This is a genomic window from Pseudomonas sp. GW821-FHT04D07 (genome assembly GCF_059420225.1).
The window spans coordinates 1-23,646 of sequence record NZ_JBWKTH010000033.1 but is presented as its reverse complement, the minus strand read 5'-3'; the positions used below and the strand labels follow the sequence as shown (position 1 = coordinate 23,646).

Sequence of the window (23,646 nt, the reverse complement as noted above, 5' to 3'; positions counted from 1 at the left end):
ATCCCGTGCCGGATGCATTTTTACCCCTGCTCCGCTAGCATTAGCGGTCTTCCGCTTCCCCGACGCGATGGTTATCGATGAGTTATCAGGTTCTTGCACGTAAATGGCGTCCGCGCTCGTTCCGCGAAATGGTCGGCCAGACCCATGTGCTCAAGGCTCTGATCAATGCCCTGGACAGCCAGCGGCTGCATCACGCCTACCTGTTCACCGGTACCCGTGGGGTCGGCAAGACCACCATCGCACGGATTATCGCCAAGTGCCTGAACTGCGAGACCGGCATTACCTCGACGCCTTGCGGAACCTGCTCGGTCTGCCGGGAGATCGACGAGGGGCGTTTCGTCGACCTGATCGAGATCGACGCCGCGAGCCGGACCAAGGTCGAGGACACCCGCGAGCTGCTCGACAACGTGCAGTACGCGCCGAGCCGTGGTCGCTTCAAGGTCTACCTGATCGACGAAGTGCACATGCTGTCCAGCCACTCCTTCAACGCGCTGCTGAAAACCCTGGAAGAGCCGCCGCCCTACGTCAAGTTCATCCTGGCGACCACGGATCCGCAGAAACTCCCGGCAACGATTTTGTCGCGTTGCCTGCAGTTCTCCCTGAAGAACATGACCCCCGAGCGGGTGGTCGAGCACCTGACCCACGTACTCGGGGTCGAGAATGTGCCGTTCGAGGACGATGCCCTGTGGCTGCTCGGGCGTGCCGCCGACGGTTCGATGCGCGATGCCATGAGCCTGACCGACCAGGCGATCGCCTTCGGTGAAGGCAAGGTCATGGCCGCCGATGTGCGAGCGATGCTTGGTACCCTCGACCATGGCCAGGTTTTCGATGTGTTGCAGGCGTTGATCGATGGCGATGCCAAGGCCCTGCTCGAAGCTGTTCGGCATTTGGCCGAACAGGGACCGGACTGGAATGGCGTGTTGTCGGAAATCCTCAATGTGCTGCACCGGGTGGCGATTGCCCAGGCGTTGCCGGAGGGTGTCGACAATGGTCATGGCGACCGTGACCGTGTGTTGGCGCTGGCCCAGGCCCTGCCGGCCGAAGATGTGCAGTTTTATTACCAGATGGGCTTGATCGGCCGACGCGATTTGCCGTTGGCGCCGGACCCGCGAGGCGGTTTCGAAATGGTCCTGCTGCGCATGCTGGCGTTCCGCCCAGCGGACAGCACGGCGCCGCCGAGACCGCCGCTAAAGCCAGTGGGGATCAGCCAGGCCACAGTTGATTCCGCACGGAGCGTGGCTGGCGCAGCTATGTCCGCGCCAGCCACCCCTGTGGCGCCGGTGGTCGCAACCGTTGTCGAGACGCCGGTGGCAACCCCCGTGCCCGTCGAGGTCGCGCCGTCGCTGGTCGCGCCACCCGCGCCCGTTGTTGCAGCCGTCGCGGTCGCGCCAGTGGCGGCTGTGAGGGTGGCCGAGGTCGCGCCGCCGGCCGCTCCAGTTGCTCCGCTGATGGATGCTGTGGATCTGCCGTGGAACGATCCGATCGAGACCGAAGAGGTTGTGCAGGAGCCCGCTGCCGCACCGCTGCTGGAAACTGTGGCTGAGCAGCCGGAACTGGCCGCGATGCCACTGCCGACCCCGGACAGTGTTGTCCCGGATGCGCCGGAATGGGTCGCCGCGAGCCTGCCCGAGCCGACGCCCGACCAGGTTGATGCCGCGACACCGGGGCTGGATCCGGACGACGAGCCGCCGCTGGATGAAGACTATATCGAGCCGGACATGGATTCGGCCTACAGCTACCTCGACGAGTTGGCCAGTGAGCACGCCGCCGATCCGGCACCGGAGCCCGAGCCGCAACCGGCTGCGGCACCGGCCACCGGCCTGGCGCTGGAGTGGCTGGAACTGTTCCCGAAACTGCCGGTTTCCGGCATGACCGGCAGCATTGCGGCCAACTGCACGCTGATGGCGGTCAGCGGTGACGACTGGCTGCTGCACCTGGACCCGGCCCACAGCGCCTTGTTCAACGCCACGCAGCAGCGTCGTCTCAACGACGCCTTGAACCAGTATCACGGGCGTCCCCTGAAGCTGACCATCGAGTTGATCAAGCCCGAGCAGGAAACCCCGGCCCAGGCGGCTTCCCGTCGGCGCCACGAACGTCAGGACGAAGCGGTGGCGTCGATTCATGCCGACCCGCTCATCCAGCAGATGATGCAACAGTTCGGCGCGGTGATCCGTGGCGATACAATCGAACCTGTCGATGCCCTGGTGGTCCAGGGCTAATAACTGAACGATGTCAGGCCCTGGGCCTTGCGTCTCTTTGTACATGTAACTCTTGAGGTGATTCCCATGATGAAAGGTGGCATGGCCGGCCTGATGAAGCAGGCACAGCAGATGCAGGAAAAAATGGCCAAGATGCAGGAAGAGCTGGCCAACGCCGAAGTGACCGGCCAATCCGGCGCCGGCCTGGTGTCCGTGGTGATGACCGGTCGTCACGACGTCAAGCGCGTCAGCATCGACCCGAGCCTGAAGGACGAAGACCTGGAGGTGCTGGAAGACCTGATCGCCGCGGCGTTCAACGACGCTACGCGCAAGATCGAAAGCAACAGCCAGGACAAGATGTCCGGCATGACCGCCGGCATGCAACTGCCGCCAGGTTTCAAGATGCCATTCTAAGGCTTTTTGCGTTTTATCCTGTGGGGCCGGCCTGCATTGCGATGGGATGACAATTCATCGTGGTCATCGCGGTAGGTCGGTACCTGCCAGTTTCAGTGTTCCAGCGTTCCCCCTGGACGTTGGTTGGAGGCGCGGGTATAAACCGCGTCTCGTGTTCTGTCGGACCCTTTGCCATGAGCTTCAGCCCCCTGATTCGCCAACTGATCGATGCCCTGCGGGTACTCCCGGGCGTCGGCCAGAAAACCGCCCAGCGCATGGCCCTGCAACTGCTCGAGCGTGATCGCAGTGGCGGTTCGCGTCTGGCCCTGGCCCTCGGCCAGGCCATGGAAGGGGTTGGGCATTGTCGCCAGTGCCGTACCCTCACCGAAGACGATCTTTGCCCGCAGTGCGCCGACCCTCGGCGTGATGACAGTCTGTTGTGCGTGGTCGAAGGGCCGATGGATGTCTATGCGGTGGAGCAGACGGGCTACCGTGGCCGCTATTTTGTGCTCAAGGGGCACCTGTCGCCGCTCGATGGCCTCGGCCCGGAAGCCATCGGTATTCCGCAACTACTGGCGCGAATTGAAGCTCAGGGCAGTTTTACCGAGATCATCCTCGCCACCAACCCGACCGTCGAAGGCGAAGCCACGGCTCATTACATTGCCCAGTTGCTGAGCAACAAGGGCCTGATCACCTCGCGTATCGCCCATGGCGTGCCGCTGGGTGGAGAGCTGGAATTGGTGGACGGTGGAACCCTGGCGCATTCGTTTGCCGGACGTAAGCCGATTTCGTTGTAAGCCAGCCAGGCGTTGTCCACAATGCGTGAGGCCTCCTGGTGCCCTGTCGCGTCCCAGCGACGCGACAGGGGGAACGGGGAGGTGTCAGGAGGTCAGCAACAGCAGGATCTGATCCATGCGATTGTTGGCTATCCAGGCCAGGGGCGCGCCGATCACCGCGGCGGCACCGGCCATGTAGGTCAGTCGGCTCTTGATGGATTTGACATCGTTGCGTACCTCGTTCAGGTCGCGGTGGATGTATTCGAAGCGGGTTTCCAGCTCTGTGATTCGGGGTTCCATAGCATCGCCTCCAGGGGTACGGGTCGTCTTGGCCTTGTCATGGCGGGGCGGGAATTGCGGTTTGGCGTCGTGATGGCCCGGCTCGTGGGCCGAAGCGCTCAAGTGCGGTGCCGCGCAGTGCTGTAGCTCGACTTCCATGTGAATATGCTTCCTCGATGGTTCAGGTCCAGAGTGTTATTCGCTCGATAAAAAGAGCTTGAAGAAGTTCGCCTTATTTCGCCTCCGGGTCAATTGAGGCTGTTCTCTGATGGTTATCGGAAAAGTCCTCGGCGTTTGAAGGCTCTGCCCAATCAGGCATCCGGGCTGTCCCAGTAGCGTTTGTACATGCCCAGGTTCTTTTTCAGCCGCCTGGGCAGATGCCGCTCTTGCTGGCTCAGTTTGTAGGCGAGCAGTTTCACCGCGTTGCGCCACAGCGAGCCAGGCCAGGAACGGCCGGGGCCGAGGAACTTCAGTTCCGAAACAACGTAGCGCGGGCCCTCGCCGCCGGCTCCGCCGAACTGCTGGCGAATCCACGGTTCGCGGGCGTGGAAGACGCCGATATCGAAGTAACATCGGAACTCTTCAGCGAGGCTGTCGTTATGGGAATGGCGGCAGCGCGCACTACCTTCGTAGGCGACCTTCCAGCCGGCCTGGAGCATTTTCGCCGCGACAGGTGTTTCAGGTCTTGCTGGTTTCGGCGGGAGCCCGCCCATAAATGTCGTTGAACCGGACGATATCGTCTTCGCTGAGGTACTCGCCGCTCTGAACTTCGATCATCACCAGATCGATCACCCCGGGGTTGGCCAGCCGGTGTGGTTTTCCCGGTTTGATAAAGGTCGACTCATTGGTGTCGAGCATGAATTCATTGTCGCCGTTGGTGACCTGCGCCATACCGCTGACCACGATCCAGTGTTCGCTGCGGTGGTGGTGCATCTGCAGCGACAGCGAGGCGTTGGGCTGGACCACGATGCGCTTGATCTTGAAGTGCTTGCCTTCCTCGAGCACGGTGTAGGTGCCCCACGGACGGCTTACGGTGCGGTGCAGGCGATAGGCATCGTGGCCCTGGCGCTTGAGTTCCTGGGCGATCAACCTGACATCCTGGCTGCGCTTGCCGTCGGCGATCAGCAGGGCGTCCGGGGTGTCGATGATGATCAGGTCGTTGAGACCGACCCCGCCAACCAGGCGCTTTGGCGAATCAATGTAGCAGTTGCTAACGTCGTGCAGCACGGTCTCGCCGTTGCACTGGTTGCCCTGGGCATCGGCAGGTGTCAGTTCACGCACCGCCTGCCACGAGCCGATATCGCTCCAACCGAGTTGGCAGGGCACCACCGCGACTTTGCGCGAGCGCTCCATCAGCGCGTAGTCGATGGAAATGTCCGGCACCCGGGCCAGGCTCTTGCCATCCAGTTCCAGTTGCAGCTCCTGGCTGCCTTCGCGGCTGTGGCTGTGGGCCAGGCACTCGGTCATGGCGTCGAGGACGTCCGGGGCGTGTTCGCGCAGTTCGCTCAGCACGGCGTCGGCCCGCAGGCAGAACATGCCGGCGTTCCACAGGTGCTGGCCACCGTCGAGGTATTGCTGTGCGGTCTTCGCATCGGGTTTCTCGACAAAGCGCGCGACCTGGAAACCGTCGCTGCCCAGGGCTTGGCCTTTTTCGATATAACCGAAGCCGGTCTCGGGCTGGGTCGGCACCAGGCCGAAGGTCACCAGCCAGCCCCGGTCGGCCAGGAGTCGGGCGCTGTCGACCGCCTTGGCGAAGGCGTCCAGGTCCTTGATCAGGTGATCGGCCGGCAGCACCAGCAGCTGTGCGTCGTCGCCGTAGAGCCTGGCTACATGCAGGGCCGCCACGGCGATGGCCGGGGCGGTGTTGCGGCCAAAGGGTTCGAGGATGAAGTCCAGCGCTGCTTCGCGCTTGTTCAGCGGGCGGTAGTCATCGAGGGTACGAAAGAACACCTCGCGATTGGTCACCGTCAGCACCCGCTGGACATCGGCCAACCCGGTGGCCCGGCTGAAGGTCTTCTGCAGCAGGCTTTCGCCATCGGGCAGGCGCATGAAGGGTTTCGGCATGGCCTCGCGTGAGACCGGCCACAGACGGGTGCCGGCGCCACCGGCGATGATGCAGGGAATGAGGATTCTCATTCAGAAGGCCTCGCGGGTCATGAGCACTGCCGGAACAGTGCGGAACAGGATGTAGAGGTCGAACCAGATCGACCAGTTTTCGATGTACTCCAGGTCGAACTCGACACGTTTCTCGATTTTTTCCAGGGTATCGGTTTCACCTCGGTAGCTGTTGATCTGTGCCAGCCCGGTGATTCCTGGCTTGACCCGGTGGCGCGAGGTGTATTCCTTGACGACCTCTTCGAACAGGATACCCGCCGCTTTGGTGGCCGTGGTGTGGGGCACGGGCCGACCATCGACATGCTACCGATGAAGACATTGAACAGTTGTGGCCGTTCGTCGAGGCTGGTCTTGCGGATAAAACGTCCGACCCGGGTGATCCGGGGATCACCACGGGTGGTTTGTGTTGCGGCGGTGGCATCGCTCTGGCGCTGGTGCATCGAGCGGAATTTGAAGACTTCGATCAGGCGGTTGTTATAGCCGTAACGCTTCTGGCGGAACGGCACCGGGCCCGGCGAGTTGATTTTGATCGCCAGGGGGGGTCAACCTCCTTCAAGGCCATTTTTAAGAGAAATAGGTCCCATGAGCGAGCGCAAGGCGTGATTGATTCTGCATGACAAGTAAACCCTCGACGAAGAAGTGCTGGCCGCCGTCGCAGGCAAGCGGGCCAAGGGCTCGCCGCGGCTCAGTCGTCGAGGCTGATGATGTGCTCGCGCACCGCGAACAGCACCAGGCCGGCGACGTCGAAGATCTGTAAGCGCTTCATGATCTGCGAGCGGTGGGTTTCCACGGTCTTGATGCTCAGCCCCAGGCCATTGGCGATTTCCCGGGTCGACTTGCCGCGCACGATCAGTCGCAGGATCTCCAACTGACGTCCGGTCAGGTTATGGGTCTCGGCCCGTTCGGCCGGCAGGTTGCGCTGGACCTGGGTCAGGGCCTGGTTGATCACCGTGTGGGCGATGGCCGGGCTCAGGTAGCGTTCGTTGCTGCGCAGGGCATCGAGGGCCTGGGCCAGTTCGGTGGCCGTGGTGTCCTTGAGCAGGTAGCCGTGGGCGCCGATTTCCAGGGCCTGCATGATCAACTGCGGGTCGGTGTGCATCGACAGGATCAGCACCTTGCTCTGGGGGCGCACGGCCTTGAGTTTGCGCAACGCATCCAGGCCACCGGTTTCGCGCATGGACAGGTCGAGCAGGATGATGTCCGGGTTCAGCCGTTCCACGGCGTCGAGCAACTGCGCGCCATCGCTGGCTTCGCCGATCACGGTGTAACCCGGGATATCCAGTACCAGGGCGCGGACACCGGCCCGGATCAGTGAGTGGTCATCCACCAGAAGTAGGGTGCAGGTCATGGAGCCTTATTCTTGCTGGCGCGTTCCAGGGCGCGCGGCGCCCAGGGCAGCAGTGCTTCGATCTGCGTACCTTTGCCGGGTCCGCTGGTGACTGTCAATGTTCCGCCCGCCTGTTCGATGCGCTCAGCCATGCCGGCCATGCCGCGTTGGCCGGCCGCGCCGGGATTGCCGAGCGGCGAAAAGCCCTGGCCGTCGTCGACGATATGCAGGGACAGACCTTCGGGCAAGCGCTCGATACGTACCAGCAGGTTACGCGCCTGGGCATGGCGCAGCATGTTGGTGACGGCTTCCTGGGTCACGCGGAACGCGGTCAGCGCCATCTCTTCGGGGATGCCGGTCAGCCGCTGGTGGCACTCCAGGCTCCAGAGCACGTTGGCGTTTTCCAGGGTTTTGAGCAAATGCGCGCGCAGGCTGGCTTCCAGGCCAAGGCTGGTCAACTGGCGGGGATTGAGAATGGCCGAGACGTTGCGGACCTTGGCCAGGGTTTCGTCGAGGGTGTTGTCCAGGGTCTTGAAGTGGCTTTGCAGGTCGTCGGGCAGGCGCCGTTGCAACCACTGGGCCTGGAGTTTGGCCGCCGTGAGCAACTGGCCGATGTCGTCATGCAGTTCGCGGCTGAGGCGATGCCGTTCGTTCTCCTGCACCTGGAGCAGACGATCGGCCAGCTCCTGCGGCTGGAACTGGATGGAGGTGCTGGAGTTACGGTGCTGGAGCCAGACGCTGGCCAGTGCGGCCAGGTTGAGGATCAGCAACCCCGAAGGGAAGGCGGCGCCGGTGCTGTAGATGAACAGGCTGGCAATGGCCGAGCCGATGCACAGCACGGCGGTCAGCCGGCGGGCATTTTTGCGAGAGGGGAGCCAAGGCTTGAATGACTTGAGGCTGGCGTACATAGCGTATGGAGCCAATGAATGTTCGCTACGGGTAGACCGTCAGGACAACCGACAGGCCAAGTTTGAAAAACAGGTACGGTTTAATGGGTGCGTTCGAGGTGAAACAGTGTCAGGGTGAGAAACTTTGCGCAATGATGTCATTTTGATATCTATTGGTAAAATTACTAAGCCGTACAAGTACATATGCGAATCGCAGGCATAGTAGCACGCCATCTGGGGCTGGTCGCTCTCGGCTGATATATGTCCGAGCGGTCAACTTTTTTCGTACGTTTGTTCCATAAAGCGCTGTTAAGCCTGCCTACTCTAACTGAAGTCAGAACGCTGTTCCGGTACTTTGGTCGCGTAGACACTAGTTATTCTTTTCGCATTAAAAAACCACAGCCTGGAACCGGAAAGTTCGAGGTGAGTTGTTATTGTCGTTTTTGGCTATGAAGAGGGCGGATCGAAGGTGCGAGGTTGGCGAGCGGTTCAAGCGGACCGTTCAGGGAAGGTGATCAGGGTGAAGGCCTTCGCTCCGGTGGCTGATCCGTATTGGCCGGTCTGGATCGCGAGAGCGGTGATCAATTCGGACTCTTCGTCGTCGTCCAGGCCCAGTTGGCCGGTCTGCGGGTCGATCAGTTCGACCTGCCAGGCCAGCAGCGTCAGGCAGTTGCGCAAGGCCAGCAAGGCGTCTTCATGCAGGTTGAGCGGGTCCTGGGGCTGGCTCAGGAGGGCGTGGATCTGTCGCGAGAACCGGGCCATGCAGCGCACGCCCAGGCCTTGCGCGCAATTGGCCAGGGTGTGCAGCGAGACGAGGAGGCAATCAATGGCATCCTTGTCGTTGCGGATCAGTTCCAGGTGTTGGCAGCACTCCTGCATCTTCGTTTGCAGGGCCTGGGCCTCCACCAGGAATTCCGGTAGGTTGGCTTGCCACTCTTTACCGTTCAGCATGCTTTATCTCCTTGATTGCATAGGCAGGCGATAGAAGGTCGCGCGGGGCGAACGGTTTTGAAGTTAATGCCGACAGGCCGTGTGTGTCTGTAGTCTGTTTCTGATTGTTTCGAATTGCCGTTATTGCATTTCGTTCTCAAATGCAGGCTTGCGGGCGCCAAAAGGCCTTGCGGGCAGGCTCGCAGAAAATCACCGAAAGTGGCGGTCCAGAGGGCTTGAGCATGGTCGGTGAAGGTTTTCACCTGGCTGGCTGGCCGTGGTCCTGCGATCAAAGGCAAAAGCCTGACTCCATTCATGCAATGAGAATGGCGTCACATTAATGGCTATTGGATATCGCGAATATCAGGTTGGGCCTGATTGTCACTAGGGGATTCCCCTACTATGGGGAACTATAGCTGAAATCCGTGGTCGCGCTTGGCGTTGCCTGGCGACGGCGAGGGGGTGAACTGAGTAAAGCATGATGCTAATGTGACATCAATGCTTTTGGCAGGCATTTGGTCGGAGGGTCAAGGTCCGATGTTTTCCGCCGATAACCTATTCAATGTCACTTTCAGCAGCAAGCCCAGGAGTCATTAATGGCCGGCATTCTCGACACAGTAGATCAACGTACGCAACTGGTGGGTGAGAACCGGCTGGAAATTCTCATGTTTCGCCTGGCGGGGCGCCAACTGTTTGCGATCAACGTGTTCAAGGTCCAGGAAGTGCTGCAACTGCCCAAGTTGACCTTGATGCCCCAGCGCCATCCGTTCGTCTGCGGGGTGGTCAACCTGCGCGGTCAGACGTTGCCGGTGATCGACCTGTCCCAGGCGATCGGCATGCGCCCACTGGTGCCGGGGCCTGACAGCACCATTATCGTCACTGAGTACAACCGTTCGGTGCAGGCGTTCCTGGTCGGTGGCGTGGACCGCATCGTCAACATGAACTGGGAAGCCATCCTGCCGCCGCCGACCAGCGCCGGTCGCCAGCATTACCTGACCGCCATCAGCAAGGTGGACGATCAGTTGGTGGAAATCATCGACGTGGAGAAGGTCCTGGCCGAGATTGTGCCGTACAACGCCAAGGTGTCCCGCGAAAAACTCGACGATCCGATCATGGAGCAGGCCCGTGGTCGCGAGGTGTTGCTGGTCGACGACTCCAATGTGGCCCTGTCCCAGCTGCGCGATACCCTCGGGCAACTGGGGGTGAAAATGCATATCGCCAGCGACGGCTTGAAGGCCTTGAACATGCTCAAGGGCTGGGCGGATGGCGGCGCGGTCATGACCGATAAATTGCTGATGGTCTTCACCGATGCGGAAATGCCGGAAATGGACGGTTATCGCCTGACCACCGAAATTCGCAACGACCCTCGCTTGCGCGGGTTGTATGTGGTCCTGCACACCTCGTTGTCCGGCAGTTTCAACGATGCCATGGTGAAGAAGGTCGGTTGCGACAACTTCCTCTCCAAGTTCCAGCCGGACAAACTGGTGGACGTGGTGCGCCAGCGCTTGATGCTGGATATCACCTGATCCCCGCACAAGCTGGCTTGTTGGACGCTGCATCGCCGCGCTGAGGCCCGTGAGCCTTGCTTGACCTTGCGGGCGCCATCGCCGGCAAGCCGGTTCCCACAAAACCGCGTTCCAGCACAAAATACCGTCGTGCCCACCCTGCTGTAGAATCACTGTTTTGATTCTCCAGGAGCTGGGCATGTTGCGTCTGAGCGCGCTGTATCGATATCCGTTGAAGTCCGCCCGGGGCGAGGCCTTGCGCCAGAGCCCAGTGGATGAACTGGGCCTGGCCGGTGATCGGCGCTGGATGTTGGTGGACGAGGCCAGCGGGCGCTTTCTGACCCAGCGCGCGGTGGGCAAGATGAGCCAGTTGTCGGCGCTGTGGAATCTCGCCGGTGGCCTGACCCTGAGTGCTCCTGGCTATTCGGCGCTGGACGTGGCCTTGCCCGGGAAGGACGATATCCTGCGTGGTGTGACCATCTGGAGCGACACCTTGCGCGTGCCGGATGCCGGTGACGAGGCGGCGGCCTGGCTCGGCGAATTTATCGGCAAGCCGACGCGCCTGGTACATGTGCCGCTGGAGCGAGCTCGCCTCACCGAGGCTGGCTACGGCAAGGAAGAGGATCGCGTGGCGTTTGCCGATGGCTTCCCCCTGCTGCTGATCGGCCAGGCTTCCCTGGATGACTTGTCGCAGAAGGTCGGGCGTGAGCTGGAAATGCTGCGCTTTCGACCAAACCTGGTGATCGAGGGCGGCGATGCCTTTGCCGAAGACAGCTGGAAGCGTATTCGTATCGGCGATGTCGAGTTTCGGGTAGTGAAACCCTGTTCCCGCTGCGTCCTGACCACCCTCGATCCGCAGACCGGTGAGCGCAGTGCCGACCGTGAGCCGTTGACGACCCTCAAGACCTACCGCGAGCAGGATGGCGATGTGATGTTCGGGCAGAACCTGGTCAATGATGGCCTGGGGCTGCTGGAGGTCGGGATGGCGGTAACGGTGCTCGAATAGCGGGGCTTCACAGTCTTGACCTTATCACTCGGTCACTGTGGGAGCCGGCTTGTCGGCGATGAGGCCCTGGAGTCTTGCATTGATCTCGCGGACGCCATCGCCGGCAAGCCGGCCCCACACAAAGCCAATCATTGGTCGTCGAAATAGCGCTCGTGCCAATCCACCAGTGGTTGCGGCACATTGAGCTTCTGGCCGTAGATCACCGAGTACGACAATACGTTCTGCACATACTGGCGGGTTTCGTCGAACGGAATACTTTCCACCCAGACGTCGAAGCCCAGGTGGTTGGCGCCCTTGAGCCACTGCCTGACACGGCTGGGGCCGGCGTTGTAGGCGGCCGTCGCGAGCACGCGGTTGCCATTGAACTGCCCATGCACCTGGCTCAGGTAGGCCGCGCCCAGCTCTATGTTCTTGTCCGGGTCCAGGACTTGCTGCGGCGAGGCCAACGGAATGCTGAACTTGCGTGCGGTTTCCTTGGCCGTCCCCGGCATCAGTTGCATCAGGCCGCTGGCGCCTACGCCTGAGCGGGCATCATCCATGAACGCGCTTTCCTGGCGGGTGATGGCGAATACCCAGCTCGAATGCAGCCCGCGTACCTTGGCTTCGCGCACCAGGGTGTCGCGGTGGGCCATGGGGAAGCGGATATCCAGGTCGTCCCAGTATTGCGCCTGGCTGATGGTGCGAATGGCTGGGAAATACCATTGCAGGTCATAGGCCAGCCGCGCCTGGGCGACCATTTCATCACGGCTGAACAGGCGGCTGGCGTGGTACCACTCGCGGCGCCCGTCGACGATCTGGCCACGCTCATGTAACTCCAACGCACGGCGTATGCCGGGGGTGTTACGGACCTTGTTCATTATTTGCGGGCTGAGCACCAGCGGGCGGTTGGCCAGTTGGTAGGGTGACTGGGAGCGGTCGGCTGCCAGGAAACCGTAGAAGTCACGCTCGCGGGCGACGTTCTTCAGCAGGACCATGGCTTGCGGGTTCTGCGGCTCTGCCAGCTCCAGGCTGCGGGCCTGCCAGTAGCGCCAGCGATTGGTGGTCGCCAGATCCTGTGGCAGCCGGCGTGTCAGTTGGTAGGCATCCTCCCAGCGGGCCAGGCGCAGCAACAGGCGCAGGCGCCATTCGGTCACGGTGTTGTCCCGCAGTTCCGGATCGTACTGGGTCATGATGTCCAGTGCGCGGCCGTCGTAGCGGCGGGCCAGGGTCAGGCCGATTTCGCGGGCGATCGCAACCTTTTCGTCACGGGAGAAGTGCATGCTCGCGGCATAGCTGTCAAGCAGCGGCATGGCCCTGTCCGGGTCCTGGCGGGCCAGGCGGCGCAGGCCGAGGCCGACCACGTCGGACATGGCCTCGTCCGCCGGAAGGAAGCGGGAGGGCTGGCTCAGCAGGTCAGGTTTCTGGGCAACCTCGATCAGCAGTCGGCCGGGTACGGCGAGGGTGGTCAAGCCGCTGACCAGGCTGCTGGCCAGGCCATAGTTGCGTGCATCGGCCGCCAGTTTCAGGCGCTGCCAGCGTTTCTGTTCGGTCAGTTGGCCGTCGGCGGCCCAGCTGCCGAACAGGGCGTCGCAGGCACTCGGTTGGGTCTTGCCGGTCAGCCAGAGTTTTTCCGCCGTGGCATAACCCTCGGCACGCAGGTTGTGGCTGAGCTGGTACTGGCCGTTGAGGCAGTCCAGTTCGGTGAAGTTCAGCTTGGGGTCGTAGTACTTGACGAAGGGCTGCCAGTCGCCGCGCTCGGCCAGCCAGCGCAACCAGCGCAACTTCATCCAGTTGGCCTGGGGCAGGTCGCCATGTTCGGCGAGGAATTGCTCGATCTCGGCGTTGCTCGCGGTTTTCAGACGCGCGGTCAACTCGTCGTAGGCCAGGTAGGGCTCCAGCGGATAGTCCCGCAGGGCGTCCTGATAACGGAAATAGGGCCCCGAGTCACCTTTGGCAAGCGCACGCTTGGCTTCATCGTAAAACTGGCGTTGCTGGGAGAGCTCTACCGCCTGGGCAGCATGGACAGCGCAGGTAGAAAGAAGCAGGCACGATAAAAAATTGAACAGACGGCTGCGCATGGGAGTTCCGAAAAAATAAAACCTGACAAACCGTGGAAAATTCCGCGGCTGATTACTACTAGCTTAGCTGTTTGCCCACTCTGGGAGAACGTTTTAGCGGCCGCTGTACGCAACTTGATACTAATTGTCATCTTGAACCGAGGTGTCGATAAAAATGCCGGCCGCCTCCTGGCCCAAGTCAGGTAGAATGCGCGCCCGGTTTTTGGAGAAGCTCATGACCCTGCTCAAATTCAGCGATGTGTCCCTTGCCTTCGGCGCCATGCCGTTGTTGGACAAGGTGTCGTGGCAGATCGCCCGTGGTGAGCGGGTGTGCATCATCGGCCGCAACGGCACAGGCAAGTCCAGCATGTTGAAGCTGGTCAAGGGCATACAGAAGCCCGATGACGGCTCCGTCTGGCGTGCCCCCGGACTCAAGATCGGCGAGTTGCCGCAAGAGTTGCCGCTGGCCGACGACCGCACCGTGTTCGATGTGGTTGCCGAAGGCCTGGACGGTGTCGGCGCGTTGCTCGCCGAGTACCATCACCTGAGCCAGAACATCGTCACCGATGCCGACCTGGACAAGCTCATGCACGTCCAGCACGACCTCGAAGCCCGCGATGGCTGGCGTTTGCAGACCCTGGTCGACAGCACCCTGAGCCGCCTGCAACTGCCGGCCGACAAGACCCTCGCCGAGTTGTCCGGCGGTTGGCGTCGGCGGGTCCTGCTGGCCCAGGCACTGGTTTCCGAACCGGACCTGCTGCTGCTCGACGAACCGACCAACCACCTGGACATCGGTGCAATCGCCTGGCTGGAAGAAGCCTTGAAGGATTTCCAGGGCGCGGTGTTGTTCATCACCCACGACCGTTCCTTCCTGCAGAACCTGGCAACGCGCATCCTGGAACTGGATCGCGGCGGCCTGATCGACTGGAATGGCGACTACGCCAGCTTCCTGGTGCACAAGGAAGCCACGCTGGCCGCCGAGGAAACCGCCAACGCGCTGTTCGACAAGCGCCTGGCCCAGGAAGAAGTCTGGATCCGCCAGGGCATCAAGGCCCGCCGTACCCGTAACGAAGGCCGTGTACGGGCGTTGAAAGCCCTGCGCGTGGAGCGTAGCGAGCGTCGCGAGCGTACCGGTAAGGCGAATATCCTGCTCGACACCGCCGACAAGTCCGGCAAGCAGGTGATGGTGCTGGAAAACGTCAGCTTCGCGCACCCGGGTGGCCCGTTCCTGATCAAGGACTTCTCCATGGTCCTGCAGCGTGGCGATCGGATCGGCTTGCTTGGGGCCAACGGTACCGGCAAGACCACCTTGCTCAAGCTGATGCTCAATGGTTTGCAGCCGACCAGCGGCACGGTGGAAGAGGGCACGCGGATCGATGTGGCCTACTTCGACCAGTTGCGCCATCAGTTGGACCTGGAAAAGACCGTGATCGACAACGTCGCCGAAGGTCGCGACTTTATCGACATCGATGGCCAGAGCCGTCACGTGCTGAGCTACCTGGGCGACTTCCTGTTCAGCCCGCAGCGCGCCCGTACGCCGGTCAAGGCCTTGTCCGGTGGTGAGCGCGCGCGCCTGCTGCTGGCCAAGCTGTTCAGCAAGCCGTCCAACCTGCTGGTGCTCGACGAACCGACCAACGACCTCGATGTGGAAACCCTCGAGTTGCTGGAAGAAGTGTTGCTGACGTTCAGCGGTACCGTACTGATGGTCAGCCACGACCGGGCCTTCCTCGACAACGTGGTCACCAGCACCCTGGTCTTTGAAGGCGAGGGCAAGGTGCGCGAGTACGTCGGTGGTTACCAGGACTGGCTGCGCCAGGGCGGTTCGCCGCGTTTGCTCGGTGTGACCGAGAACAAATCCGGCAAGGCCGAGCTCAACTCCGCGGTAGTGGCGGCGCCGGCACCGGCGGCAGCTGTCGAGCAGCCTGTGGCGAAGAAAAAGCTCAGCTACAAGTTGCAGCGCGAGTTGGAAGCGTTGCCGGGCGAGATCGAGGCCAAGGAACAGCAGATTGCCGCTGTCGAGGCGGAAATGGCCGAGGCGGGGTTCTATCAGCGCCCTGCGGCAGAGACAGCCGCAGTCATCGCCGGGCTGGAAAAACTCCAGGCCGAGCTGGATGTGATGGTGGAGCGTTGGGCCGAGCTGGACGCCTGAGCGATCGCTGAGTAACGAAAAGCCCGGCCCCAACTTGTGTGGGTGCCGGGCTTTTCATTGGTGTCGGCGATATTTTATGGCGTGCACGAATACCTGTAGGAGCTGGCTTGCCAGCGATGACGATGTTGGATTCACCGCCGCTATCGCTGGCAAGCCAGCTCCTACAGGTGCGTGTTCCAGGATCAGTTCGGGCGTTTGACCAGGTGCACCGCCAGTACATCGCAGGGCGCGCCGTGGAGGACGTCATTGGCGGTGGAGCCCAGCAGCAGCGCCAGGCCGTGGCGACCATGGCTGCCGACCACGATCAGGTCGCAATGCTGCTCCTTGGCCAGGTGGTGGATTTCCTGGCGCGGCTGGCCGTAGGTCAGGTGGCAGTTGTCTTTCGAGAGTTCCGGGTACTTGACGATCAGGCGATCAAGGCGCTCCTTGGCCTGGTCGAATTGCTGTTGTTGCAACTGCGAAAGGTCCATGGGCACGTCGCCACCGAAGGCCATGGCCATGGGTTCGACGATATGCACCAGTGATAGCCTGGCTTCGCTGCTGACCGACAGTTCGCGTGCGCGTTTGATGACCGGGTCGCATTCTTCTGTCAGGTCGACAGCTACCAGAATGTGTTCGTAGCTCATGAAAGGCACTCCTGAGGATCGCGATAGCGTTAAGTATGGCTGGTTTCAAGCGGATTGGCTCATTGGCGGGCCAATCGCTCATCAAGAATCGAGAGAGTTAGAGATATGACGGTATGGATAGTGGTGTCAATCCTGGCGCTGGTCTTGAGCCCTTTGGCCTGGTTGCGTCCTTCGCGCCGCCAGAGCGGGATGATGGCTGTGCGCATGGAGGCGCGGCGCATTGGCCTGGGCATGCAGCTGGCGCCCCAGGAGTGGCCGCACTGGCTGCCTCATGAGCCACCAAGCCCCTGTGCGCAATACCACCGGCCACGTCTGCGTGCCGACAGCCCTTGTTGGTGCTACTGGCAAACCGCCCCCGGAGTCTGGGCCAACCAATGGCGGGAAACCTTGACCGACGACAAGCTGCTGATGCATCTGCGGACATTGCCGGACAACGCCTACAAGATCGAGGCGGACAAGCAGATGATCGCCGTGTATTGGGGCGAGCGCGGCGATGCCCAGGCCTTGCCGGCCATCGCGGCAGTGCTCAAGGCCCTGGCCTGACGCAGGATCGGCCGCCCGCCGCTACACTATTGATTCGCTGAATGGGTAACTATGAACCTTGGCGCCCAGGCGCTTTAACGCCCGGAATATGACCGGGAAGTCGCTTTTTCAGTAACGTTTTCGGCAATTGACAATTGCTGCGAATTCCGTGAAGGTGTCCACACCCAAATCAAACGGGCGTATGAATTGAGCGTTTGTCTGATCAGACGGCTCCAAACAGAATCCCGACTATCGCGTTGGCGGGTGTGCCTGGCGGCTTGGCGTAGCATCGACGGTAACGTCAGTGTCGTACCATCCGCTCGCGTCCGACGTGTACTGTTCAGCTTCCATATCGTGGAGATCAGTTGATGATTTACGAAGGTAAAGCCATCACGGTTAAGGCTCTTGAAAGTGGCATCGTCGAACTGAAGTTCGACCTCAAGGGTGAGTCCGTCAACAAGTTCAACCGTCTAACCCTGAGCGAATTGCGCCAGGCCGTGGACACCCTCAAGGCTGATGCGTCCGTCAAGGGCGTTATCGTCAGCAGCGGCAAGGACGTCTTTATCGTTGGCGCCGACATCACCGAATTTGTCGACAACTTCAAGTTGCCGGATGCCGAGTTGGTGGCCGCCAACCTCGAAGCCAACAAGATTTTCAGCGATTTCGAAGACCTGGCCGTGCCGACTGTCGCCGCGATCAATGGCATCGCCCTGGGCGGCGGTCTGGAAATGTGCCTGGCCGCGGATTTCCGCGTCATGTCCAGCAGCGCCAAGATCGGTCTGCCGGAAGTCAAGTTGGGTATCTACCCGGGCTTCGGCGGCACCGTCCGTCTGCCGCGCCTGATCGGTGCGGACAATGCCATCGAGTGGATTGCCGCGGGTAAAGAGAACCGCGCCGAAGACGCCCTGAAAGTCGGCGCCGTCGATGCCGTGGTCGCTCCGGAAAAACTCCAGGAAGCGGCTCTGGAACTGCTCAAGCGCGCTATCTCCGGCGAGCTCGATCACAAGGCCAAGCGCCAGCCGAAGCTGGACAAGCTCAAGCTCAACGCCATCGAGCAGATGATGGCCTTCGAAACCGCCAAGGGTTTTGTTGCCGGTCAAGCCGGTCCGAACTACCCGGCTCCGGTCGAAGCCATCAAGACCATCCAGAAAGCCGCCAACTTCGGTCGCGACAAGGCCCTGGAAATCGAAGCCGCCGGCTTCGTCAAACTGGCCAAGACCTCGGCTGCACAAAGCCTGATCGGCTTGTTCCTGAATGACCAGGAACTGAAGAAAAAGGCCAAGGCCTACGACGAAATCGCCAAGGACGTGAAACAGGCCGCCGTATTGGGCGCCGGTATCATGGGGGGTGGTATCGCTTATCAGTCGGCCTCCAAAGGTACGCCGATCCTGATGAAGGACATCAACGAACACGGCATCGAGCAGGGTCTGGCGGAAGCCGCGAAGTTGCTGGTCGGGCGCGTTGATAAAGGCCGCATGACCGCGGCGAAGATGGCGGAAGTGCTCAACGGCATTCGTCCGACCCTGTCCTACGGTGACTTCGGTCATGTCGACCTGGTGGTCGAGGCGGTCGTCGAGAACCCTAAGGTCAAGCAGGCGGTACTGGCGGAAGTGGAAGCCCAGGTCAAGGAAGATGCCATCCTGGCCTCCAACACCTCGACCATTTCCATCAGCCTGCTGGCCAAGGCCCTCAAGCGTCCGGAAAACTTCGTCGGCATGCACTTCTTCAACCCGGTGCACATGATGCCGCTGGTGGAAGTGATCCGTGGCGAGAAGTCCAGCGAACAAGCGGTCGCCACCACCGTGGCCTACGCCAAGAAAATGGGCAAGAACCCGATCGTGGTCAACGACTGCCCGGGCTTCCTGGTCAACCGTATCCTGTTCCCGTACTTCGGCGGCTTCGCCAAGCTGGTCAGCGCTGGTGTCGACTTCGTCCGTATCGACAAGATCATGGAGAAGTTCGGCTGGCCGATGGGCCCGGCCTACCTGATGGACGTGGTCGGCATCGACACTGGCCACCATGGCCGTGACGTGATGGCCGAAGGTTTCCCGGATCGCATGAAGGACGACCGTCGTTCGGCGGTGGATGCCCTCTACGAAGCCAAGCGCCTGGGCCAGAAGAATGGCAAGGGCTTCTACGCCTACGAGACCGACAAGCGCGGCAAGCAGAAGAAAGTCGCCGATTCGTCGGTGCTGGAAGTGCTCAAGCCGATCATCTACGAGCAGCGTGAAGTGACCGACGAGGACATCATCAACTGGCTGATGGTCCCGCTGTGCCTGGAAACCGTGCGCTGCCTGGAAGACGGGATTGTCGAAACCGCCGCCGAAGCCGACATGGGTCTGGTCTACGGTATTGGCTTCCCTCCCTTCCGTGGCGGTGCGTTGCGCTACATCGATTCCATCGGTGTCGCCGAATTCGTTGCCCTGGCCGATCAGTACGCCGACCTGGGCGCGCTGTACCACCCGACCGCGAAGCTGCGTGAAATGGCCAAGACTGGCCAGCGGTTCTTCGGTTAAGCGCCCACACTAGAGCGAGAGTGAACGATATGAGCTTGAATCCTAGAGACGTCGTGATTGTCGACTTCGGTCGTACTCCGATGGGCCGCTCCAAGGGCGGCATGCACCGCAATACCCGCGCCGAGGACATGTCGGCGCACCTGATCAGCAAACTGCTTGAGCGCAACGTCAAGGTCGACCCGAACGAAGTCGAGGACGTGATCTGGGGCTGCGTGAACCAGACCCTGGAGCAGGGCTGGAACATCGCCCGCATGGCCTCGCTGATGACCCAGATCCCGCACACCGCCGCCGGCCAGACCGTCAGCCGCCTGTGTGGCTCGTCGATGAGCGCGCTGCACACCGCCGCGCAGGCGATCATGACCGGCAACGGTGACGTCTTCGTCGTCGGCGGTGTCGAACATATGGGCCACGTCGGCATGATGCACGGTGTCGATCCGAACCCGCACATGTCGCTGTACGCGGCGAAAGCCTCGGGCATGATGGGCCTGACCGCGGAAATGCTCGGCAAGATGCACGGCATCACCCGCGAGCAGCAGGACGCCTTTGGCGTGCGTTCCCACCAGTTGGCTTACAAGGCCACCGTGGAAGGCAAGTTCAAGGACGAGATCATCCCGATGCAGGGATATGACGAGAACGGCTTCCTCAAGGTCTTCGACTACGACGAAACCATTCGTCCGGAAACCACGCTGGAAAGCCTGGCGGCCTTGAAGCCGGCGTTCAACCCCAAGGGTGGTACCGTGACGGCGGGGACTTCCTCGCAGATCACCGACGGCGCTTCGTGCATGATCGTGATGTCGGCCCAACGTGCCCAGGACCTGGGGATCCAGCCATTGGCGGTGATCCGTTCCATGGCCGTGGCGGGTGTCGACCCGGCGATCATGGGCTACGGTCCGGTACCGGCGACCCAGAAAGCCCTCAAGCGTGCGGGCCTGGCGATCTCCGACATCGACTTCTTCGAGCTCAACGAAGCCTTCGCCGCACAGGCCCTGCCGGTGCTCAAGGATCTGAAAGTGCTCGACAAGATGAACGAGAAGGTTAACCTGCACGGCGGCGCGATTGCCTTGGGCCACCCTTTCGGTTGTTCCGGTGCGCGGATTTCCGGCACTTTGCTCAATGTGATGAAGCAGAATGGCGGTACCCTCGGGGTGGCCACCATGTGCATTGGCCTCGGCCAGGGCATCAGCACCGTCTTCGAACGCGTCTAAGCGTCTCGTCGAGGGAAGCCGGGGCCTTGTGCCCCGGCTTTTGTTTTTCCGATTTTTTTATTTTTATTTGTAAGGAGCCGATACATGAAATTGGAACCTGGGCTCTATCAGCATTACAAGGGGCCGCAGTACCGTGTTTTCAACGTTGCGCGGCATTCCGAGACCAACGAGGAATTGGTGTTCTACCAAGCCCTGTATGGCGATTACGGCTTTTGGGTACGTCCTTTGAGCATGTTCCTGGAGTCGGTCGAGGTTGACGGCGAACAGGTCCCGCGCTTTGCTTTGGTGCAGGCTGAACCGAGCCTTTTTTCAAGGCCTTGAGGGGAGGGCGCGCAGAACCCTGCGCTTGACCTCACCTTGTAGCCACTATATATAGCGGTGCCGCGTCAGGCGCAGTCCGCCTCTCACTTCTAGCATTCAGGAATTTTCTGATCCATGGGCAAATCGCTGGTCATTGTGGAATCCCCGGCTAAGGCCAAGACCATCAACAAGTACTTGGGTACCCAGTACGTGGTGAAGTCGAGTATCGGCCATATCCGAGACCTGCCCACCAGCGGTTCGGCGAGTGCCAACAAAGAGCCTGCTGCCAAGCGCGGCAAGGCGGCGGTTGGCGAAGCCCCCGTGCTGACGGCGAAGGAAAAGGCGCGCAAGCAGCTGGTCTCGCGCATGGGTGTCGACCCGGACCACGGCTGGAAAGCCCGCTACGAGATCCTTCCCGGCAAGGAGAAGGTGATCGAGGAGCTGCGCCGCCTGGCCAAGGATGCCGACACCATCTATCTCGCAACCGACTTGGACCGCGAGGGGGAAGCCATTGCCTGGCACCTGCGCGAAGCCATCGGTGGCGATGACAGCCGCTACAAGCGCGTGGTGTTCAACGAGATCACCAAAAAAGCCATCCAGGAAGCCTTCTCGGCACCTGGCGAGCTGGACATCGACCGCGTCAATGCCCAGCAGGCCCGCCGTTTCCTCGACCGTGTGGTGGGTTACATGGTCTCGCCGTTGCTCTGGTCGAAGATCGCCCGTGGCCTGTCCGCCGGTCGCGTACAGTCGGTGGCGGTGAAGCTGGTGGTCGAGCGTGAGCGCGAGATCCGTGCCTTCAACCCTGAAGAGTACTGGGAAGTCCACGCCGATCTCGGCACCGCCAAGGGCGCCAAGGTGCGCTTCGAAGTGGCCCGCGAGAAAGGCGAGGCGTTCAAGCCGCTCAATGAGGCCCAGGCCATGGCGGCCCTGGAGAAGCTCAAGGCGTCGGCCTACACCATCGCCAAGCGCGAGGACAAACCGACCAGCAGCAAGCCGTCGGCCCCGTTCATTACCTCCACCCTGCAGCAGGCCGCGAGCAACCGCCTGGGCTTCGGGGTGAAGAAAACCATGATGATGGCTCAACGCTTGTACGAAGCGGGCTACATCACCTATATGCGTACCGACTCCACCAACCTCTCGGCCGATGCCGTGGCGATGGCGCGGACCTATATCGAAGGCGAGTTCGGCGCGAAATACCTGCCGGAAAACGCTAACGTCTACAGCAGCAAGGCCGGCGCGCAGGAAGCTCACGAAGCCATCCGTCCTTCGGATGTGAATACCGACCCGAGCAAGCTGTCGGGCATGGAACGTGATGCCGAGCGTCTCTACGAGCTGATCTGGCGCCAATTCGTGGCCTGCCAGATGCTGCCGGCGCAATACCTGTCGACCACCGTCAGCGTCGCCGCCGGTGACTTCGAGCTGCGTGCCAAAGGCCGTATCCTCAAGTTCGACGGCTACACCCGGGTTCTGCCGCAAATGAGCAAGCCGGGCGACGACGACGTCCTGCCGGACATGGCCCAGGGCGAGGTGATGAAGCTGATCCAGCTCGACCCGACCCAGCACTTCACCAAGCCGCCGGCACGTTACTCCGAAGCCAGTCTGGTCAAGGAAATGGAAAAACGCGGTATCGGTCGTCCTTCGACCTATGCGGCGATCATTTCCACCATCCAGGACCGTGGTTATGTGGCGCTGCACAACCGCCGCTTCTACTCCGAGAAAATGGGCGACATCGTCACCGAGCGCCTGTCGGAAAGCTTCTCCGACCTGATGGACTACGGTTTTACCGCCAGCATGGAGGAGCATCTCGACGACGTGGCCCAGGGTGAGCGCGACTGGAAAAACGTGCTCGACGAGTTCTACGGCGACTTCAAGACAAAGCTCGAAGTGGCGGAAAGCCCTGACAGTGGCATGCGCGCCAACCAGCCGGTGATGACCAATATTCCGTGCCTGACCTGCGGCCGGCCGATGCAGATTCGTACCGCCTCCACTGGCGTGTTCCTCGGCTGCTCGGGCTACAGTCTGCCGCCCAAGGAACGTTGCAAGGCCACCGTCAACCTAGTGCCGGGCGATGAAATCGCCGCCGACGACGAGGGTGAATCGGAGTCCCTGGTACTGCGCGGCAAGCATCGCTGCCCGATCTGCAGCACGGCGATGGACGCCTACCTGCTGGACGAGAAGCGCAAGCTGCATATCTGTGGTAACAATCCGGATTGCGACGGCTACGAGATCGAAGAAGGCAGCTACCGCATCAAGGGCTATGAAGGTCCGAGCCTGGAATGTGACAAGTGCGGCAGCGAGATGCAGCTCAAGACCGGTCGTTTCGGCAAGTTTTTCGGTTGCACCAATGCGACCTGCAAGAACACCCGCAAGCTGCTCAAGAGCGGTGACGCGGCGCCGCCGAAGATGGATCCGGTGAAGATGCCGGAGCTCAAGTGCGAGAAGGTCAACGACACCTATATCCTGCGTGACGGCGCTTCCGGCCTGTTCCTGGCCGCCAGCCAGTTCCCGAAGAACCGTGAAACCCGTGCGCCGCTGGTGATCGAGATCCTGCCCCACAAGGACGAGATCGATCCCAAGTACCACTTCCTGTGTGACGCTCCGCAGAAGGACCCGGACGGACGTCCGGCGGTCATCCGCTACAGCCGCAAGACCAAGGAGCAGTACGTGCAGACCGAAGTGGACGGCAAGCCGACTGGCTGGAAGGCGTTCCACAGCGGCAGCAAGTGGACGGTCGAAGACAAGCGCTCGTAAGCCAGGCGCCTGATGCACTGATCGGCTGTGAACACCAGGAGTGTGGGAGCGGTGCTTGTGTGGGAGCGGGGGGGGGGGGGGGGGGGGGGGGGGGGGGGGGGGGGGGGGGGGGGGGGGGGGGGGGG

Annotated in this window: 18 protein-coding genes and 2 pseudogenes; 11 read left to right on the top strand and 9 right to left on the bottom strand. The window is 61.5% G+C overall.

The window, feature by feature from the left end; translation table 11 throughout:
• The first annotated feature begins 77 nt into the window (after nucleotides 1–77).
• The 3 genes from dnaX to recR all read left to right on the top strand — a co-directional run bounded on the left by dnaX (nucleotide 78) and on the right by recR (nucleotide 3,388).
• Nucleotides 78–2,219: a DNA polymerase III subunit gamma/tau gene (gene dnaX, locus AC07T0_RS27310; protein WP_495004102.1), complete on the top strand. Its 2,142-nt coding sequence runs from the start codon at nucleotides 78–80 to the stop codon at nucleotides 2,217–2,219.
• Between the two features lie 66 nt (nucleotides 2,220–2,285).
• Nucleotides 2,286–2,612, top strand: a complete 327-nt coding sequence (locus tag AC07T0_RS27305) for a YbaB/EbfC family nucleoid-associated protein (RefSeq protein WP_100939147.1) — start codon at nucleotides 2,286–2,288, stop codon at nucleotides 2,610–2,612.
• A gap of 173 nt (nucleotides 2,613–2,785) precedes the next feature.
• Nucleotides 2,786–3,388, top strand: coding sequence for a recombination mediator RecR (gene recR, locus AC07T0_RS27300; protein WP_495004101.1), 603 nt, complete (start codon nucleotides 2,786–2,788; stop codon nucleotides 3,386–3,388).
• An 84-nt stretch (nucleotides 3,389–3,472) separates the two neighbouring features.
• Here recR and AC07T0_RS27295 read toward each other — a convergent pair whose 3' ends face one another.
• The 7 genes and pseudogenes from AC07T0_RS27295 to AC07T0_RS27265 form a co-directional block, all read right to left on the bottom strand.
• On the bottom strand, nucleotides 3,473–3,805 hold the full coding sequence (locus tag AC07T0_RS27295) for a hypothetical protein (RefSeq protein WP_495004100.1): 333 nt from the start codon (nucleotides 3,803–3,805) through the stop codon (nucleotides 3,473–3,475).
• Between the two features lie 152 nt (nucleotides 3,806–3,957).
• Nucleotides 3,958–4,317, bottom strand: a pseudogene (locus tag AC07T0_RS27290) (rhamnosyltransferase); the annotation flags it as partial.
• Nucleotides 4,318–4,324: 7 nt separating this feature from the next.
• Nucleotides 4,325–5,782: a mannose-1-phosphate guanylyltransferase/mannose-6-phosphate isomerase gene (locus AC07T0_RS27285; RefSeq protein WP_495004099.1), complete on the bottom strand. Its 1,458-nt coding sequence runs from the start codon at nucleotides 5,780–5,782 to the stop codon at nucleotides 4,325–4,327.
• Nucleotides 5,783–6,297 (bottom strand): annotated as a pseudogene (locus AC07T0_RS27280) (sugar transferase); the annotation flags it as partial.
• A 149-nt stretch (nucleotides 6,298–6,446) separates the two neighbouring features.
• Nucleotides 6,447–7,109 (bottom strand): response regulator, encoded by a 663-nt coding sequence (locus AC07T0_RS27275; protein ID WP_495004098.1) that lies wholly within the window; start codon nucleotides 7,107–7,109, stop codon nucleotides 6,447–6,449.
• Entirely contained in the window at nucleotides 7,106–7,996 is an 891-nt protein-coding gene (locus tag AC07T0_RS27270; RefSeq protein ID WP_495004139.1) for a sensor histidine kinase, read from the bottom strand. Before AC07T0_RS27270 ends, AC07T0_RS27275 begins: the two co-directional genes overlap by 4 nt.
• A gap of 468 nt (nucleotides 7,997–8,464) precedes the next feature.
• Entirely contained in the window at nucleotides 8,465–8,926 is a 462-nt protein-coding gene (locus AC07T0_RS27265; RefSeq protein ID WP_495004097.1) for a hypothetical protein, read from the bottom strand.
• Between the two features lie 575 nt (nucleotides 8,927–9,501).
• Between AC07T0_RS27265 and AC07T0_RS27260 the strand changes: the two genes are divergently transcribed.
• Both AC07T0_RS27260 and AC07T0_RS27255 read left to right on the top strand, forming a co-directional pair.
• Nucleotides 9,502–10,431, top strand: coding sequence for a chemotaxis protein CheV (locus AC07T0_RS27260; RefSeq protein WP_248800536.1), 930 nt, complete (start codon nucleotides 9,502–9,504; stop codon nucleotides 10,429–10,431).
• A 178-nt stretch (nucleotides 10,432–10,609) separates the two neighbouring features.
• Nucleotides 10,610–11,416 carry an MOSC domain-containing protein gene (locus AC07T0_RS27255; RefSeq protein ID WP_495004096.1) on the top strand — a complete coding sequence of 269 codons (807 nt, stop codon included), beginning with the start codon at nucleotides 10,610–10,612 and terminating at the stop codon, nucleotides 11,414–11,416.
• Between the two features lie 128 nt (nucleotides 11,417–11,544).
• Here the strand turns inward: AC07T0_RS27255 and AC07T0_RS27250 are convergent, their stop codons facing one another.
• Nucleotides 11,545–13,473 (bottom strand): transglycosylase SLT domain-containing protein, encoded by a 1,929-nt coding sequence (locus AC07T0_RS27250; RefSeq protein WP_495004095.1) that lies wholly within the window; start codon nucleotides 13,471–13,473, stop codon nucleotides 11,545–11,547.
• A gap of 214 nt (nucleotides 13,474–13,687) precedes the next feature.
• Here AC07T0_RS27250 and AC07T0_RS27245 point away from each other — a divergent pair, with 214 nt between their 5' ends.
• Nucleotides 13,688–15,601, top strand: a complete 1,914-nt coding sequence (locus AC07T0_RS27245; RefSeq protein ID WP_495004094.1) for an ATP-binding cassette domain-containing protein — start codon at nucleotides 13,688–13,690, stop codon at nucleotides 15,599–15,601.
• Nucleotides 15,602–15,783: 182 nt separating this feature from the next.
• Here the strand turns inward: AC07T0_RS27245 and AC07T0_RS27240 are convergent, their stop codons facing one another.
• Complete coding sequence (locus tag AC07T0_RS27240) at nucleotides 15,784–16,227, bottom strand: universal stress protein (RefSeq protein ID WP_495004093.1); 444 nt, start codon at nucleotides 16,225–16,227, stop codon at nucleotides 15,784–15,786.
• A 105-nt stretch (nucleotides 16,228–16,332) separates the two neighbouring features.
• On the opposite strand from AC07T0_RS27240, the gene AC07T0_RS27235 reads away from it, so the two are divergent.
• From AC07T0_RS27235 to topA, 5 genes are all read left to right on the top strand, one after another.
• Nucleotides 16,333–16,770 carry a hypothetical protein gene (locus AC07T0_RS27235; protein WP_495004092.1) on the top strand — a complete coding sequence of 146 codons (438 nt, stop codon included), beginning with the start codon at nucleotides 16,333–16,335 and terminating at the stop codon, nucleotides 16,768–16,770.
• A 347-nt stretch (nucleotides 16,771–17,117) separates the two neighbouring features.
• Nucleotides 17,118–19,265 carry a fatty acid oxidation complex subunit alpha FadB gene (fadB, locus tag AC07T0_RS27230; protein ID WP_495004091.1) on the top strand — a complete coding sequence of 716 codons (2,148 nt, stop codon included), beginning with the start codon at nucleotides 17,118–17,120 and terminating at the stop codon, nucleotides 19,263–19,265.
• A 29-nt stretch (nucleotides 19,266–19,294) separates the two neighbouring features.
• On the top strand, nucleotides 19,295–20,470 hold the full coding sequence (gene fadA, locus AC07T0_RS27225; protein WP_495004090.1) for an acetyl-CoA C-acyltransferase FadA: 1,176 nt from the start codon (nucleotides 19,295–19,297) through the stop codon (nucleotides 20,468–20,470).
• Between the two features lie 84 nt (nucleotides 20,471–20,554).
• On the top strand, nucleotides 20,555–20,791 hold the full coding sequence (locus AC07T0_RS27220) for a DUF1653 domain-containing protein (RefSeq protein ID WP_040063192.1): 237 nt from the start codon (nucleotides 20,555–20,557) through the stop codon (nucleotides 20,789–20,791).
• A gap of 114 nt (nucleotides 20,792–20,905) precedes the next feature.
• Complete coding sequence (topA, locus tag AC07T0_RS27215) at nucleotides 20,906–23,521, top strand: type I DNA topoisomerase (RefSeq protein ID WP_495004089.1); 2,616 nt, start codon at nucleotides 20,906–20,908, stop codon at nucleotides 23,519–23,521.
• Nucleotides 23,522–23,646: the final 125 nt, after the last annotated feature.

Coding starts and splice junctions, on each gene's coding strand:
- AC07T0_RS27255 (WP_495004096.1), top strand. CDS start 10,610: ATGTTGCGTCTGAGCGCGCTGTATCGATATCCGTTGAAGTCCGCCCGG.
- AC07T0_RS27220 (WP_040063192.1), top strand. CDS start 20,555: ATGAAATTGGAACCTGGGCTCTATCAGCATTACAAGGGGCCGCAGTAC.
- fadB (WP_495004091.1), top strand. CDS start 17,118: ATGATTTACGAAGGTAAAGCCATCACGGTTAAGGCTCTTGAAAGTGGC.
- AC07T0_RS27240 (WP_495004093.1), bottom strand. CDS start 16,227: ATGAGCTACGAACACATTCTGGTAGCTGTCGACCTGACAGAAGAATGC.
- AC07T0_RS27265 (WP_495004097.1), bottom strand. CDS start 8,926: ATGCTGAACGGTAAAGAGTGGCAAGCCAACCTACCGGAATTCCTGGTG.
- AC07T0_RS27260 (WP_248800536.1), top strand. CDS start 9,502: ATGGCCGGCATTCTCGACACAGTAGATCAACGTACGCAACTGGTGGGT.
- AC07T0_RS27250 (WP_495004095.1), bottom strand. CDS start 13,473: ATGCGCAGCCGTCTGTTCAATTTTTTATCGTGCCTGCTTCTTTCTACC.
- AC07T0_RS27295 (WP_495004100.1), bottom strand. CDS start 3,805: ATGGAAGTCGAGCTACAGCACTGCGCGGCACCGCACTTGAGCGCTTCG.
- AC07T0_RS27275 (WP_495004098.1), bottom strand. CDS start 7,109: ATGACCTGCACCCTACTTCTGGTGGATGACCACTCACTGATCCGGGCC.
- AC07T0_RS27235 (WP_495004092.1), top strand. CDS start 16,333: ATGACGGTATGGATAGTGGTGTCAATCCTGGCGCTGGTCTTGAGCCCT.
- AC07T0_RS27305 (WP_100939147.1), top strand. CDS start 2,286: ATGATGAAAGGTGGCATGGCCGGCCTGATGAAGCAGGCACAGCAGATG.
- AC07T0_RS27270 (WP_495004139.1), bottom strand. CDS start 7,996: ATGTACGCCAGCCTCAAGTCATTCAAGCCTTGGCTCCCCTCTCGCAAA.
- dnaX (WP_495004102.1), top strand. CDS start 78: ATGAGTTATCAGGTTCTTGCACGTAAATGGCGTCCGCGCTCGTTCCGC.
- recR (WP_495004101.1), top strand. CDS start 2,786: ATGAGCTTCAGCCCCCTGATTCGCCAACTGATCGATGCCCTGCGGGTA.
- fadA (WP_495004090.1), top strand. CDS start 19,295: ATGAGCTTGAATCCTAGAGACGTCGTGATTGTCGACTTCGGTCGTACT.
- AC07T0_RS27245 (WP_495004094.1), top strand. CDS start 13,688: ATGACCCTGCTCAAATTCAGCGATGTGTCCCTTGCCTTCGGCGCCATG.
- topA (WP_495004089.1), top strand. CDS start 20,906: ATGGGCAAATCGCTGGTCATTGTGGAATCCCCGGCTAAGGCCAAGACC.
- AC07T0_RS27285 (WP_495004099.1), bottom strand. CDS start 5,782: ATGAGAATCCTCATTCCCTGCATCATCGCCGGTGGCGCCGGCACCCGT.